The 14,255-nt window shown below is 68.5% G+C and carries 13 protein-coding genes; 12 read left to right on the plus strand and 1 reads right to left on the minus strand.

Annotated elements, in window-relative coordinates:
- The first annotated feature begins 31 nt into the window (after positions 1-31).
- From rsmH to VGH54_RS27925, 8 genes are all read left to right on the plus strand, one after another.
- Positions 32-1,195: a 16S rRNA (cytosine(1402)-N(4))-methyltransferase RsmH gene (gene rsmH, locus VGH54_RS27890; protein WP_414688829.1), complete on the plus strand. Its 1,164-nt coding sequence runs from the start codon at positions 32-34 to the stop codon at positions 1,193-1,195.
- On the plus strand, positions 1,192-2,370 hold the full coding sequence (locus tag VGH54_RS27895; protein ID WP_331515377.1) for a hypothetical protein: 1,179 nt from the start codon (positions 1,192-1,194) through the stop codon (positions 2,368-2,370). The genes rsmH and VGH54_RS27895 overlap by 4 nt, the downstream gene beginning before the upstream one ends.
- A 26-nt stretch (positions 2,371-2,396) precedes the next feature.
- Positions 2,397-4,304, plus strand: a complete 1,908-nt coding sequence (locus VGH54_RS27900) for a penicillin-binding protein 2 (protein WP_331515386.1) — start codon at positions 2,397-2,399, stop codon at positions 4,302-4,304.
- 72 nt (positions 4,305-4,376) lie between these two features.
- On the plus strand, positions 4,377-4,712 hold the full coding sequence (locus VGH54_RS27905) for a WXG100 family type VII secretion target (protein ID WP_331515378.1): 336 nt from the start codon (positions 4,377-4,379) through the stop codon (positions 4,710-4,712).
- A 53-nt stretch (positions 4,713-4,765) separates the two neighbouring features.
- Entirely contained in the window at positions 4,766-5,485 is a 720-nt protein-coding gene (locus tag VGH54_RS27910; protein ID WP_331515379.1) for a glycosyltransferase family 2 protein, read from the plus strand.
- A complete protein-coding gene (locus tag VGH54_RS27915) occupies positions 5,482-6,432 on the plus strand; it encodes an acyl-CoA dehydrogenase family protein (protein WP_331515380.1) in 951 nt (316 codons plus the stop codon). The genes VGH54_RS27910 and VGH54_RS27915 overlap by 4 nt, the downstream gene beginning before the upstream one ends.
- A complete protein-coding gene (locus VGH54_RS27920; protein WP_331515381.1) occupies positions 6,425-7,189 on the plus strand; it encodes a PIG-L family deacetylase in 765 nt (254 codons plus the stop codon). Before VGH54_RS27915 ends, VGH54_RS27920 begins: the two co-directional genes overlap by 8 nt.
- A 29-nt stretch (positions 7,190-7,218) precedes the next feature.
- On the plus strand, positions 7,219-7,806 hold the full coding sequence (locus tag VGH54_RS27925) for an SAM-dependent methyltransferase (RefSeq protein ID WP_331515388.1): 588 nt from the start codon (positions 7,219-7,221) through the stop codon (positions 7,804-7,806).
- Positions 7,807-7,822: 16 nt separating this feature from the next.
- Here the strand turns inward: VGH54_RS27925 and VGH54_RS27930 are convergent, their stop codons facing one another.
- On the minus strand, positions 7,823-8,974 hold the full coding sequence (locus VGH54_RS27930) for an NAD(P)/FAD-dependent oxidoreductase (protein WP_331515382.1): 1,152 nt from the start codon (positions 8,972-8,974) through the stop codon (positions 7,823-7,825).
- A gap of 125 nt (positions 8,975-9,099) precedes the next feature.
- On the opposite strand from VGH54_RS27930, the gene VGH54_RS27935 reads away from it, so the two are divergent.
- The 4 genes from VGH54_RS27935 to murD form a co-directional block, all read left to right on the plus strand.
- Positions 9,100-10,632: a UDP-N-acetylmuramoyl-L-alanyl-D-glutamate--2,6-diaminopimelate ligase gene (locus VGH54_RS27935; RefSeq protein WP_331515390.1), complete on the plus strand. Its 1,533-nt coding sequence runs from the start codon at positions 9,100-9,102 to the stop codon at positions 10,630-10,632.
- Positions 10,629-12,140: a UDP-N-acetylmuramoyl-tripeptide--D-alanyl-D-alanine ligase gene (locus VGH54_RS27940; RefSeq protein ID WP_331515383.1), complete on the plus strand. Its 1,512-nt coding sequence runs from the start codon at positions 10,629-10,631 to the stop codon at positions 12,138-12,140. Before VGH54_RS27935 ends, VGH54_RS27940 begins: the two co-directional genes overlap by 4 nt.
- A complete protein-coding gene (gene mraY, locus VGH54_RS27945) occupies positions 12,137-13,219 on the plus strand; it encodes a phospho-N-acetylmuramoyl-pentapeptide-transferase (protein WP_331515384.1) in 1,083 nt (360 codons plus the stop codon). The genes VGH54_RS27940 and mraY overlap by 4 nt, the downstream gene beginning before the upstream one ends.
- A gap of 7 nt (positions 13,220-13,226) precedes the next feature.
- A partial coding sequence (gene murD, locus VGH54_RS27950; RefSeq protein WP_331515385.1) for a UDP-N-acetylmuramoyl-L-alanine--D-glutamate ligase occupies positions 13,227-14,255 on the plus strand: 1,029 nt, incomplete at its 3' end.

The following is a 14,255-nucleotide window of genomic DNA, read 5'->3' on the forward strand; positions in this document are numbered from 1 at the left end:
ACCCACGAAGAGAACTTCTCCGCGGCCAGCGATGAAGCACTCGGCGACATTATCTAAGGCGCGTGCCCGTGCATCGTGGCCTCTGTCCGAACCGACCCTGACGTACTTCCCCAACGCCAGGTTCGTGCCATCGGACAGGGACCTCGATGCAACGGGCCGCCGAGTCGCCTCCCAAGCCACTCGTCGGGAAGGTGTTGTCATGGCTGACGCCACTGGCGGATTCGGCCATGTGCCCGTCCTGCTCGACCGCTGCTTCGCACTGCTGCGCCCCGCATTGACGCGCCACCATCCCGACGGATCGGGCGCGGTGCTCATCGACGCGACGGTCGGTGCCGGCGGGCACGCTGAGCGGTTTCTCGCCGAACTGCCCGGACTGCGGCTGATCGGCATCGACCGCGACCCGACGGCGTTGGACATCGTCGGCGGGCGGTTGTCACGTTTTGCCGACCGGCTCACCCTGGTACAGACCCGGTATGACGGGATCGACGCCGCACTGGCCGAATCGGGCTATGGCACAACCGAATCCGTCGACGGCATCCTCTTCGACCTCGGTGTCTCCTCGATGCAGCTCGACCGGACCGAGCGAGGTTTCTCCTACGCGCAGGACGCGCCGCTGGACATGCGGATGGATCCCACGTCAGCGTTGACCGCGGCCGAGATTCTCAACACCTACGACGAGTCCGCGCTGGCCGACATCCTGCGTCGTTACGGTGAAGAAAAGCTGGCCCGCCGCATTGCATCGCACATTGTGCGGCGCCGCGCGCGCTCACCGTTCGCCTCGACCGGCGAGTTGGTAGAGGTTATCTACCAAGCGGTTCCGGCGCCGGCGCGGCGGACCGGTGGGCATCCGGCCAAGCGGACGTTTCAGGCCTTGCGCATCGCGGTCAACAGCGAGCTGGACGCGTTGCGCGACGCCCTGCCGCCGGCGCTGGATGCGCTGACAGTCGACGGGCGCATCGTGGTGATGGCCTACCAGTCGCTGGAGGACCGGATCGTCAAGCGGCTGTTCGCCGACGTCAGCACGTCCAGCACGCCGACCGATCTACCGGTCGAATTGCCTGGGCACGCACCGAAATTCACGTTGCTGACGCGCGGCGCCGAACGTGCCGACGACGCCGAGATCCAGCAGAATCCGCGCAGTGCCGCCGTGCGACTGCGTGCGCTACAACGTGTGCGATCGAAGGGAGGCTCATGAAGGCGAAGCGCGATGCGCAACCGCCCCCCGCCGGCGGTCGGCGTCGCGGGCAGGGCAACGCGTCCCGGAAACCGGGGCGTCCAGCAGCCGAGCCGACCGCCGCGCGCCGTACCCGTCCGCGGACCGGGAAAGCTACCGCGCCGGCCCGTGAGTCACGCAAGTCGCGGTCCGCGCCGCAGACCTCGCCGATGGCACGGCCCGTCGAACGACCGGCCCGACCGAAGAGCGCCACGCAGGCCAAGGCCCGGGCGAAGGCACGGAAAGCCAAGAAGCCCAAGGTTGTTCGGCCCCCATTGCGGGAACGCCTGCTCAACCGGCTCGCGTCGATCGACCTGCGCCCGCAGAATCTGGCGGCCAAAGTCCCGTTCGTCGTGCTGGTCATCGGCTCGCTCGGCGCCGGGCTCGGTCTCACGTTGTGGCTGTCCACCGCCGCCGCTGAGCGCTCCTATCAGCTGGGCAGCGCCCGTCAGCGGACCGAGTTGCTGCAGCAGCAAAAGGAAGCGCTCGAACGCGACGTCCAAGAGGCGCAGTCCGCTCCGGCGCTGGCCGAGGCGGCCCGCGGCTTGGGCATGATCCCGACCCGGGACACCGCGCATCTCGTGCAGGATCCCGCGGGCAACTGGGTCGTGGTGGGCACTCCCAAGCCCGCACAGGGTGTTCCGCCGCCACCGCTGAACGCGAAGCTGCCCGACGAACAGCCGACGCCACCCAAGGCTCCGCCGGTGAATTCGGTTGAGGTGCCCTCGCTGGTGCTGCCCGGCAACGGCGCTCCGCTCGTCCCATTGGCGCCCGGTCCCGATGCGATGGTTCGTACCCCCGACGGCGCCACCACACTGGGGCCGCAGCACATTCCGGTGCCTGACGGCCCGCTCCCACTCCCGGGTGCGGGGCCGGCGGCCACGCCGGGAATGCCGATGGCACCGGGATTGCCGATACAACCGGGATTGCCCCCGGCGCCCGGGTTGGCGCCCGCCGCGCCGGTCATGCCACCGCTCGTCGCCGCGCCCGCGGTACCGCCCGGCCCGGTTGCGCCCCCGGTGGTCGCGCCCGTGCCGCTGGCCGCACCGGCTCCTGCCGACGTCCCGGGCGTGCCGCATCACGCCGTGCCCACCGGACCTCTCCTCGGTGAGCAGTTCGGTCCCCTGACGGTTACGACGCCCGGCGTTCCACGGTGAGTCGCGCGGACCGGCCCGGCGGCCGATTGTTACGAAAAACGCAGTCCCGCAAGCTAAGTCAGGCAAAGACGAGTTCGGTCGCGCGCTCGGCGCGTGAACGCCGAACCCGCCAGGCCGTCGAGCTCGGGAACCGCGGCGCATCATTCGTCTTCCGGCACCGCGTTGGTAACGGGGTCATCTTCTTGGCGTTGTTGGTGGCCGCCGCCCAGCTGTTCTACCTGCAGGTGCCGCACGCCTCCGGGTTGCGCGCCGAGGCCGCGGGCCAGCTCAAGGTCACCGACACCGAAAAGGCGGTACGCGGCAACATCGTCGACCGCAACAACAACCAACTCGCCTTCACGATCGAAGCCCGCGCCCTGACCTTCCAGCCGCGCCGCATCCACAAGCAACTCGCCGAAGCCAAGCAGAAGAACGCGAAAGCTCCTGACCCGCAAGAGCGGTTGAAGGAGATCGCCAAGGAAGTATCGGCCCGGCTGAACAACAAGCCCGACAAGGCAACCGTGCTCAAGAAGCTGCGCAGCGACGAGACATTTGTCTATCTCGCCCGTGCCGTCGACCCAGCGATCGCCACCACGATCACCCGGAAATTTCCCGAGGTCGGTGCCGAGCGTCAAGACCTGCGCCAATATCCGGGCGGGTCGCTGGCCGCCAACGTCGTCGGCGGAATCGACTGGGACGGGCACGGTTTGCTCGGCCTGGAGGATTCCATGGACGCGGAGTTGGCCGGCACCGACGGGTCGGTGACCTATGACCGCGGTTCCGACGGTGTGGTGATTCCGGGCAGCTACCGCAACCAGCATCGGGCGGTCAACGGCGCGACGGTCCAGCTGACCATCGACGACGACATCCAGTTCTACGTCCAGCAGCAAGTGCAACAGGCCAAGAATCTGTCCGGGGCGCGCAACGTCTCGGCGGTCGTGCTCGATGCCAAGACCGGCGAAGTGCGGGCCATGTCCAACGACAACACCTTCGACCCGTCCCAGGACATCGGGCGCCAGGGCAACAAGCAGCTGGGTGATCTGCCGGTGTCCTCGCCGTTCGAGCCCGGTTCGGTGAACAAGGTCGTCACCGCCGCCTCGGTGATCGAGTACGGCCTGACCAATCCCGATGAGGTGCTGCAGGTTCCGGGCTCGATCAACATGGGCGGGGTGACGGTGCACGACGCCTGGGTCCACGGCGTCGCGCCTTACACAACGACCGGCGTCTTCTCGAAATCGTCCAACGTGGGCACGCTGATGCTCGCGCAGCGGGTCGGACCGCAGCGCTACTACGACATGGTGCGCAAGTTCGGCCTCGGTCAGCGCACCGGGGTTGGCCTGCCCGGTGAAAGCGAGGGTCTGGTGCCCCCGATCGATCAGTGGTCAGGCAGCACCTTCTCCAACTTGCCGATCGGTCAAGGTCTTTCGATGACCCTGCTGCAGATGACCGGTATGTATCAGGCGATCGCCAACGACGGTGTGCGGATGCCACCGCGGATCATCAAGTCTACTGTCACGGCCGACGGCGCACGCACCGAAGAGCCACGCCCGGAAGGTATTCGGGTGGTGTCGCCGGAGACCGCGCGGACGGTTCGCAACATGCTGCGCGGCGTCGTCCAGCGTGACCCGACCGGAAACCAGCAGGGAACCGGGCCCGCAGCCGCCGTCGACGGCTACCAGGTGTCGGGCAAAACCGGGACGGCACAGCAGATCAACCCGGCCTGCGGCTGCTACTACGACAACGTCTACTGGATCACCTTCGCAGGCATGGCCACCACTGACGATCCGCGCTACGTCGTCGGCGTCATGATGGACAACCCGTCCCACAATGCCGACGGGACACCCGGCCACTCCGCGGCCCCGCTGTTCCACAACATCGCCGGCTGGCTGCTGCAACGGGGAAACGTCCCGCTGTCACCTGATCCCGGTCCGCCGCTGACGCTGCAAGCCATGTAGCCAGACGTGAATTGCGGCCGGCCACCACCCGGTGATAGGGAGAATGACGAAGCACAGCGGGAGGTGACGGCGATGGCGGCAGGCGGGAATTTTCGGGTCGACATTGAAGCATTGGCGAGTTCGGCGGCGCACGTGGCCGGGCAGGGCGACGATCTGGCGACTGCTCATTTGTCGTCGGACAGCCGGATAGCCGCGGCCCAATCGGGCTGGGTTGGCAGCTCAGCGGCGGCCCTGCAGATCAGGACCGCTGCCTGGTTGGAAACCTCACGCAGATTGCTGACCAGCGTCGGTGATCATGCGTTGGCTCTGAACAATGACGGCATCGATTTCACGGCGCTCGAGAATGAGAACGTCGAGAAGTTGCGCGCGGTGCACCCTGCCCCCGAAGGGTCAGCCGGTCCGGCCTGAGTCGTGACGTGGCCCAGGGTGTCAAATCGGCCACTAACGGTTACTTCCCATGGGTGACAGCAAAGCCTGACGCGGTTGTCGTCGTTCCTGCTCATAACGAATTCGCGGCGTTAGCTCGGTGCGTTGACGCGGTCAGGACGGCGGCGTCCGCCGCTGCCGTAGCGACGTCCGTGGTCGTGGTGCTCGATGCGTGCGACGACGACAGTGCCAGCTTGGCCGGGCGATTCGGCTCGGACGTGCGCTTCATCGCGGTCGATGAACGAAATGTCGGTGCTGCGCGCGCGGCCGGCTTCCGTTATGCCAGATCGGTGCTCGACGATGTACGCCGGCCACGCTGGTACGCGACCACCGACGCCGACACCGAAGTAGGCACCGACTGGTTGACGCGCCAAATTGCCGCGAATGCGGACATGGTCCTGGGCCTGGTGCGGGTAGGGGAATGGCAGCATCACTCCGAGGAAGTCGCATCGGAGTACGAGGCGCGCTATCGCGCTGAAGCCTCCAGGCAGCAACACATTCACGGCGCGAACATGGGGTTCGGCTCCGAGGCGTATTGGCGCGTCGGCGGCTTCGCCTCGAGGGCCAGCGGCGAAGATGTCGACCTGGTCGAGCGATTTCAAGCGCAGGGGTATCGCGTGTATTGGGACGAGTCTCTTTGGGTGACCACGTCCGACCGCCGGAATGCGCGAGCACCGGGTGGCTTCGCCGAGTACCTCGACGAGGTCGCTCACGAAGTCACCGGTTTCAGGCACCGGACTGACGAGGCGTCATGACCGCGGCCTTGGTGCAGGATTGGCATCGGACCGGTCAATTGCGGCTGCCGTTACCGGGCTCGGGCGACACGGTGCAGCGTTGGCGCCGACTCGCCGAGTTGACGGCTATAGACGTGGTCGCGGGGCGGTTGGCCGAGGCGCACGCCGACGCCCTTGCCATCCTGACCGAGCTCGAAGGTCCGGCGTCGGACCAAGACGGGTTATGGGGAGTGTGGGCCGCCGAAGCGCCCGACGCGGTTGTGCGGGCCCGCAGCGCGGGTGGCGCGATTGTTCTCGACGGCACCAAGGCGTGGTGCTCCGGTGCCGGCCTCTGTACGCATGCGCTGGTGACCGCTCGCTTGGACGACGGACGGGGTGGGCTCTTCACGGTGGATCTGCGGGGTGATGCGGTGCAGCCGTTGGAATCGGCCTGGCGCAACGCGGGCATGGCCGAAAGCGACACCCGGGCCGTCCAATTCACCGATGCGCCGGCAATTCCGGTCGGGCAGCCCGACGATTACCTGAACCGGCCCGGCTTTTGGTTCGGCGCCATTGGCGTCGCGGCCTGCTGGCTGGGCGGGGCCCGCGCGGTAGCCGCACCGCTGTACCGGCGAGCCGCCGACGGCGGTGCCGACGATCATCATCTCGCGCATCTGGGCGCTGTCGACGCGGCACTCGCCGCGGCGGCGTCGGCGCTCGCCGTGGCCGCCGACTACGTCGACGAAGACCCCCACAACCTTTCCGGCTCAGCGGAGCTGATCGCCAGGCGTACCCGTGCGATCGTGGAGAACGCCGTCGACGAGGTGCTTGCCCGAACCGATCGCGCCCTCGGTCCGGGACCGCTGTGTTCCGACGAACGGCACGCTCGCGCTGTCGCGGACCTCACCGTGTATGTCCGACAGAGCCACGCCGAGCGTGACCTTGCCGCCCTCGGATTACTCGCGGCGGAACACCATGCCGATGGCTGAGCCGCGATCGAAGACCGCTGCGCGCCTCGCCGAAAGCCCGATCGCCGACGGTGGTACCGCTGTCGAAGAGTGGACCGGCTGGGGCCATGACTTCCCTTGCCTGAGCCTCGACGACTGCCCTGGCCTGACGGCGGTCGCGCCGCACCCCGACGATGAAACGCTGGGACTGGGGGCGACCATCGCCACGCTGTGCGCCGCCGGTGTCGACGTGCAAGTCGTGTCGGTGTCGGACGGAGAGGCGGCCTATCCCGGGCTGGATCGGGCGGGTCGTGCGCAGCTGAAAGCGTTGCGGTGGGCCGAAGTTCGCCGATCGATGCGGCTGCTGGGTGCTCGCGATCCGGTTCGACTCGAAATGCCGGACGGCGAATTGGCGCAATGCGAATCCGAATTGACGGACCGGATCGCGTCGCTACTCGCCGACCTGCCGGCCGGCGGGTGGTGTGCGACGACGTGGCGCGGTGACGGCCATCCCGACCACGAAGCCGTCGGCCGCGCCGCCGCAGCCGCCACGGCGGCAACCGGTGCCGCGCTGGTGGAGTACCCGGTGTGGATGTGGCATTGGGCCCGGCCCCGCGATCCGGCAGTCCCGTGGGAGCGAGCCCGCCGAGTGAGGCTGACTGCTCAAGCTTTGGAGACTAAAAACCTCGCTGCGCAATGCTTTCCAACGCAGACCCAGTCGCCACCAAACGGCTACCCGGTGCTGCCGCCGGCTGTGCTGCAGCGGCTGTTGACGGTCGGGGAGGTGGTGTTCGTGTGAGCAGGTTGCCCAATGAATATTTCGATTCGATGTACGCACAGTCGGCCGACCCGTGGGACCTGGGCGCTCGGTGGTACGAGCAGCGCAAGTACGCCATCACCCTGGCTCTACTGCCGCGGCAGCACTACCGGCACGCGTTCGAGCCGGGTTGCTCAGTTGGCGTTCTGACCGCGCTGTTGAGCGAACGCTGCACCCGCGTGACGGCAACCGACGTGACTGCGGCCGCCCTGGACGGCGCGCAACGCAGGCTGGGTGATCTCGGCCGCCGTGACCAGGTGACCCTGCTCCAGCATTCTGTCGACGAGCCATGGCCGGCAGGACCTTTCGATCTCCTGATGCTATCCGAGGTCGGGTACTACCTGACGCCGCGGGCGTTGCGCAATGTTCTCGAGCGGGAATGTCCGCGGCTGGCGTTCGGTGCCACGGTCGTTGCCGCGCACTGGCGTCATCGAGTAGACGACTATTTGATGACGGGTGACGAGGTCAACGAAGTTGTCGCCGGCACGGCGGGGTTTCATGCGATCGGAAGCTATCGCGACGATGATGTGGCGATCGAGGTATTCGACACTGCCGACGGCTCGTCGGTGGCCGCGCGTAGCGGCGTCCCCATTGCGTGAGGCGAATTGCGCTGCTTCAGAGGGGGATTGGTCTATGTTTCTGGATGAGTTCTTCGCCGCGATCGTAGTCGTCGTCGGCGTTATGGGTGAGGACGCCGACCGTCGCGCCGCCCTTCTCGTACCACACCGTGAAGCCATCAGCGTGCCCGATAAATCGAGCTCGGTCGAATCCGTCGCCCCACGCGTGGTATTTCAGCGTTGCATCGCCGATGGTCGTCCAGAAGCCAGGCACCGAGTCCCACTGACCCGATTGGCCCGCCGCGGCGGCACCGGCAATCTGTCCCTGATCGACGGCATCCTGCCAGTGTTCCACCGCCAGCGGGCGGCCGGCCGTAGCGTTGCGCGCCAATGCGACATCGCCTGCGGCAAAGATATTTTCGGCCGAAGTCCGCAGCTGTGCGTCCACGACGATTCGTCCATCGCTGGTCGTGATACCGGCGTCGGCGGCCAGGCCCGACTGCGGTGTGACCCCGGTGGCTGCCAGGATCACGTCGCCGTTGATCACGTCGCCACCTTCTAGGTGAACGGTGCCGTCACTCAGGGCGCTGACGGAACTTGAGCCGGCGAAACGCACACCCGCTTCAGTCAGCAACTCCAGGATTTTCGAACCTGCGTCTTCGCCCAATCGCTTGGCTTGGGGGGCTCCGTCGGGGGCGACCAGCGTGGTCGCCACCCCGCGCATTGCCAGCGAGGCTGCGGCTTCGCACCCAATGAAACCGGCTCCGATCACCACGGCGGAATCGGCCTGCGCCGCGGCGTCACGCAGGGTTGTCGCGTCTGCCAGTGACCTGAGCTGCAAAGCTCTTCCGCCGCCCGGCACGGGAAACGGCGAAGGCTTGGCGCCGCACGCCAATACAAGAGCGTGGTACGAGTAGCGCTGCGCGGCCGCGCTCACATACCGCTGGGTTCGGTTTATGCCGCCAACGCGTTTCGTTCGGACCAGCTCGATGTTCCTGTCCCGGAACCACTGCTCGGGGTGCAGCTCAGCTTCGGCGCTGTCCGCCTCTCCACGCAGAAACTCTTTGCTCAGCGGCGGCCGGGCGTAGGGACGGGCCGGATCCTCGGTGACGATGTGAACCGGGTCGCGCGAGTTGTGTTTGCGGAAAGCTTCGGCTGCGCCCAAGCCTGCCGGACCGCTACCCACGACGATCAGCCCTGTCGAATCCATGGCATGCGGCTACCCCCTTAGCGGCCGGGCTACGCGACGCGTCCCGGTTCCATCGGGGGTCTACGAACCGCCAGCTGGGTAGTGTCATGGCCGATCGCGTAGTCCGATTAGGCACGATGGGAGTGATGGTGATGCCCGCCGCACTGCGCCCGGCCTCCTGCGCCGGCGTGCCGTTGTCGACGCTGGTCGCTCAGGTGGGCGCGGTTCCGGCCGAGGGCAGCTCCACGTCGGATTTGCCGATCACCGGTGTGACCCTGCGGGCTCAGGATGTCCAGCCCGGCGACCTGTTCGCCGCGCTCCCCGGCGGGGCGACACACGGCGCCCGCTTCTTTCCCGACGCGGTCGAACGCGGGGCCGTCGCGGTGCTCACCGACGCGTCCGGGTTGGCACAGCTGAACCGCGACGCCGGCGCGGTGCCCGTCCTCGTCCATCCCGAACCCCGCAGCGTTCTTGGCGAACTCGCCGCCACCGTGTACGGGAATCCGTCCGAGCGGCTGGCCGTCATCGGCGTCACCGGGACATCGGGCAAGACGACGACCACCTACCTGATCGAAGCCGGTCTGAGGTCAGCCGGGCGGACGGCGGGGCTGATCGGCACCGTCGGGCTGCGCATCAACGGCGTCGACATCCCGAGCGCGCTGACCACGCCCGAGGCGCCCGCGCTGCAGGCCCTACTGGCGGTGATGGCCGAGCGCGGCGTCGACACCGTGGTGATGGAGGTGTCCAGTCACGCGCTGACGCTGGGTCGCGTCGACGGTGTTCACTTCGCGGTGGGCGCTTTCACCAACCTGTCCCGCGATCACCTCGACTTCCACCCGACAATGGAGGACTACTTCGAGGCCAAGGCGCGGTTGTTCGACCCCGCATCGCCGTCGCGCGCCCGCCGCGCGGTGGTGTGCGTCGACGACGACGCCGGCCGCGCGATGGCCCGCCGCGCCGACAAGGTGACGACTGTCAGTACGAAGGGTCGGCCTGCGGACTGGCGCGCCGAAGGGGTCACGGCTGGGCCCGGCGAGCAAGAGTTCACCGCCGTCGATCCTGCCGGTGTGCACCACCGGTTGAGAATTGCGCTGCCCGGCGACTACAACATCGCCAATTGCCTTGTCGCACTGGCGATTCTCGACACTGTCGGGGTTTCCCCCGAGCAGGCGTCCACTGGACTTCGGCACACCCAGGTTCCCGGACGACTCGAGCGGATCGACCGCGGCCAGAACTTCCTGGCCTTGGTCGACTATGCGCACAAGCCGGGCGCGCTGCAGGAGGTTTTGCGGACCCTGCGCCGCCCCGCCGGTCGGCTGGCGGTGGTGTTCGGCGCAGGCGGCGATCGCGATCCGGGTAAACGTGCGCCGATGGGCCGCGTCGCCGCCGAGCTGGCAGACCTCGTAGTGGTGACCGACGACAATCCCCGCAGCGAGGATCCAGCGGCGATCCGCCGCGAGATCCTTTCCGGCGCAACCGAATCCGGCACCGCCGCGCGCGTCGTCGAGATCGGCGACCGGCGCGAGGCGATCGACCACGCGGTGGCCTGGGCGGATGCCGGAGACGTGGTGCTGATCGCCGGCAAGGGCCACGAAACCGGTCAGACTCGCGCCGGGCACACCCAGCCGTTCGATGACCGCGTCGAGCTGGCCGCCGCGCTCGAGGGGCGTCGCAGATGATCGACCTCACCGTGGCGCAGATCGCCGCCATCGTCGGCGGCGAGCTGACCGACATTTCCGCAGCGGACGCGGCGGCCCTGCACGTCACCGCGACCGTCGAATTCGATTCCCGCAGAATCACTTCAGGCGGGTTGTTCCTGGCCCTGCCGGGCGTCCGGGTGGACGGACACGACCACGCCGCCTCGGCGGTGGCCGCCGGGGCGGTCGCGGTGCTGGCTGCCAGACCGGTCGGCGTCCCCGCGATCGTGGTCACCCCCGACCCGCGCGCCGCACAACGAGCCGGCGGGGGACTGGCCGGCGTTCTCGAGCACGACACCGACGGCTCGGGCGCGGCGGTGCTGGCCGCGCTGGCCCAGCTCGCCGCCGCGGTGGCCGCCGAGCTGGTGGCAGGGGGATTGACGATCGTCGGAATCACCGGGTCGTCGGGCAAGACGTCGACGAAAGATCTGCTGGCCGCGGTGCTCGCCCCGCTCGGTGAGGTGGTGGCGCCGCCCGGCTCGTTCAACAACGAGCTCGGCCACCCGTGGACCGTGCTGCGTGCCACCGCCGCTACCGACTACCTCATCCTGGAGCTGTCGGCACGCCACCCCGGCAACATCGCCGCACTGGCCGCGGTCGCGCCGCCGTCGATCGGCGTGGTGCTCAACGTCGGCACCGCACACCTCGGCGAATTCGGCTCACGCGAAGCCATCGCAAAGACTAAATCCGAACTGCCGCAAGCTATTCCACGATCCGGAGTGGCCGTGCTGAACGTCGACGACCCGGCGGTGGAGGCGATGTCCGAGGTGACCGCGGCCCGAGTGGTGCGGGTCAGCCGGAACAGCCAGGCCGACGTGTGGGCCGGGCCGGTGACGCTCGACGAGCTGGCCAGGCCGCAGTTCACCCTGCACTCGGGCGGCGCCGCCGTGAACGTCAGCCTGGCCGTACACGGCGACCACCAGGTCAGCAATGCGTTGTGCGCGGCAGCCGTCGCGCTGGAATGCGGCGCAACCCTCCAGCAGGTCGCCGAGGCGCTGGCCGGTGCCGGCCCGGTGTCGGGTCACCGGATGCGGGTCAGCACCCGCACCGACGGGGTGACAGTGATCGACGACGCCTACAACGCCAACCCGGACTCGATGCGTGCCGGGCTGCAGGCGCTGGCCTGGATTTCAGCCGGCAGCGGGGGAGACCGTCGCCGCAGCTGGGCGGTGCTGGGCGAGATGGCCGAGCTCGGCGACGACGCGATATCCGAACATGACCGCATCGGCCGGCTGGCGGTGCGATTAGATGTGTCTCGACTTATTGTCGTCGGAACAGGGAGGTCTATGAGCGCCATGCACCACGGCGCGGTCATGGAGGGCTCGTGGGGCGGGGAAGCCGCCGTCCTCGCCGACGCCGACGCCGCCCTGACCCTGCTGCGGGCTGAACTGCAGCCGGGGGACGTGGTGCTGGTCAAGGCGTCTAACGCCGCTGGTCTGGGCGCACTGGCCGACGCGCTGGCCGCCGATGGGCGGGCCGATACGCGATGATCGACATCCTGCTTGCCGTCGCGATATCGCTGACGGTCTCGATTCTGCTGACCCCGATGCTGATCCGGCTGTTCAGCCGGCAGGGTTTCGGTCACGAGATCCGCGAGGACGGCCCGCCGAGTCACAAGACCAAGCGCGGCACGCCGTCGATGGGTGGCGTCGCCATTTTGGCCGGCATCTGGGCGGGCTACCTCGGCACCCACCTGGCCGGGCTGGCGTTCAACGGCAACGGGCCGTCGGCGTCGGGCCTACTGGTGCTTTTCCTGGCCACCACGCTGGGCGCCGTCGGATTCGTCGACGACCTGATCAAGATTCGGCGAGCGCGCAACCTGGGCCTGAACAAGACCGCCAAGACCCTCGGCCAGATCGCCGCCGCGATCCTGGTGGGCATCCTGGTCCTGCAGTTCCGCAACGACGCCGGTCTGACGCCGGGCACCTCAGATCTGTCCTATGTGCGCGAAATCGCCACCGTCACACTGGCTCCCGCGCTGTTCGTGCTGTTCTGCGTGATCGTCGTCAGCGCCTGGTCGAACGCGGTCAACTTCACCGACGGTCTGGACGGCCTGGCCGCCGGTTCGATGGCGATGGTGACCGCGGCCTACGTGCTGATCACGTTCTGGCAGTACCGCAACGCGTGTGCGACCGCCCCCGGCTTGGGGTGTTACAACGTGCGCGACCCGCTGGACCTGGCGATCATCGCCGCCGCGACCGCGGGTTCCTGCATCGGATTCCTGTGGTGGAACGCAGCGCCGGCCAAGATCTTCATGGGCGACACCGGATCGCTGGCCCTGGGCGGGATCATCGCCGGCATCTCGGTGACCAGCCGCACCGAGATTCTCGCGGTGGTGCTCGGCTCGCTGTTCGTCGCGGAGATCGTCTCGGTGGTGCTGCAGATCCTGGCCTTCCGCACGACCGGTCGCCGGGTGTTCCGGATGGCGCCGTTCCACCACCATTTCGAGCTGGTCGGCTGGGCCGAAACCACGGTGATCATCCGGTTCTGGCTACTCACCGCGATCAGCTGCGGCCTGGGCGTGGCGCTGTTCTACAGCGAATGGCTCGCCGCCACCGGCGGCGGCTAAGGCGCGCATGAATCCCGACCCCGCGCTGGAATCGCTGTCGGCCGGAGCGCCGGTGCTGGTCGCGGGAGGAGGCGTGACCGGCCGCGCGGTGCTGGCGGCGCTGAGCAGGCTGGGCGCGACGGCCACCCTGTGCGACGACGACCCGGCCACCCGCCGGCAGTTCGCACAAACCGGCACGGCGACCGAGGATTCGGCCACCGCCGCACAGCACATCGTCGACTACGCCCTGGTTGTCACCAGCCCAGGTTTCCCGCCGACCGCGCCGGTGCCCGCCGCCGCCGCGCGCGCCGGGGTGCCGGTCTGGGGTGACGTGGAGCTGGCCTGGCGGCTCGACCAGGGCGGCCACTACGGTCCGCCGCGGCGCTGGCTGACCGTCACCGGCACCAACGGCAAGACCACCACTACGTCGATGCTGCACGCCATGCTCGTCGCCGCGGGCGTTGACAGCCTGCTGTGCGGCAACATCGGCAGCCCCGTGCTGGACGTGCTGCATGAGCCCGCCGACGTGCTGGCAGTCGAGCTGTCCAGCTTTCAACTGCACTGGGCGCCGTCGGTGCGACCCGAGGCCGGCGTGGTGCTCAACATCGCCGAAGACCATCTGGACTGGCACGACACCATGGACGACTACGCCGCGGCCAAGGCCCGCGTGTTGGGCGGCCGGGTGGCGGTGGCCGGGCTGGACGACCCGCGCGCGGCGGAGCTGCTCGCGGCGGCCCCCGCGCCGGTCCGGGTCGGCTTCCGGCTGGGCGAGCCCGCGGCGGGGGAACTCGGCGTGCGGGACGGCATGCTGGTCGACCGCGCTTTCGCCGACGACGCGGCGCTGGCACCGGTCTCGTCGATCCCGGTGCCGGGCCCGGTCGGCGTGCTCGACGCGCTGGCAGCCGCCGCGCTGGCGCGCAGCGTCGGAGTGCCCGGCGACGCGATCGCGACGGCATTGGCCTCGTTCCAGGTGGGCCGGCATCGAGCCGAGTTGGTAGCCGTCGTCGACCAGATCAGCTACGTCGACGATTCCAAGGCCACGAACCCGCATGCCGCT

Origin of the sequence: Mycobacterium sp. (assembly GCF_036488105.1) — a bacterium.
Lineage (GTDB): Bacteria > Actinomycetota > Actinomycetes > Mycobacteriales > Mycobacteriaceae > Mycobacterium.

Bases quoted from the DNA above. Each gene is read 5' to 3' on its own strand.
- rsmH (WP_414688829.1), top strand. From the start codon at position 32: ATGAAGCACTCGGCGACATTATCTAAGGCGCGTGCCCGTGCATCGTGG.
- VGH54_RS27895 (WP_331515377.1), top strand. From the start codon at position 1,192: ATGAAGGCGAAGCGCGATGCGCAACCGCCCCCCGCCGGCGGTCGGCGT.
- VGH54_RS27905 (WP_331515378.1), top strand. From the start codon at position 4,377: ATGGCGGCAGGCGGGAATTTTCGGGTCGACATTGAAGCATTGGCGAGT.
- VGH54_RS27915 (WP_331515380.1), top strand. From the start codon at position 5,482: ATGACCGCGGCCTTGGTGCAGGATTGGCATCGGACCGGTCAATTGCGG.
- VGH54_RS27920 (WP_331515381.1), top strand. From the start codon at position 6,425: ATGGCTGAGCCGCGATCGAAGACCGCTGCGCGCCTCGCCGAAAGCCCG.
- VGH54_RS27925 (WP_331515388.1), top strand. From the start codon at position 7,219: ATGTACGCACAGTCGGCCGACCCGTGGGACCTGGGCGCTCGGTGGTAC.
- VGH54_RS27930 (WP_331515382.1), bottom strand. From the start codon at position 8,974: ATGGATTCGACAGGGCTGATCGTCGTGGGTAGCGGTCCGGCAGGCTTG.
- VGH54_RS27935 (WP_331515390.1), top strand. From the start codon at position 9,100: ATGGTGATGCCCGCCGCACTGCGCCCGGCCTCCTGCGCCGGCGTGCCG.
- VGH54_RS27940 (WP_331515383.1), top strand. From the start codon at position 10,629: ATGATCGACCTCACCGTGGCGCAGATCGCCGCCATCGTCGGCGGCGAG.
- mraY (WP_331515384.1), top strand. From the start codon at position 12,137: ATGATCGACATCCTGCTTGCCGTCGCGATATCGCTGACGGTCTCGATT.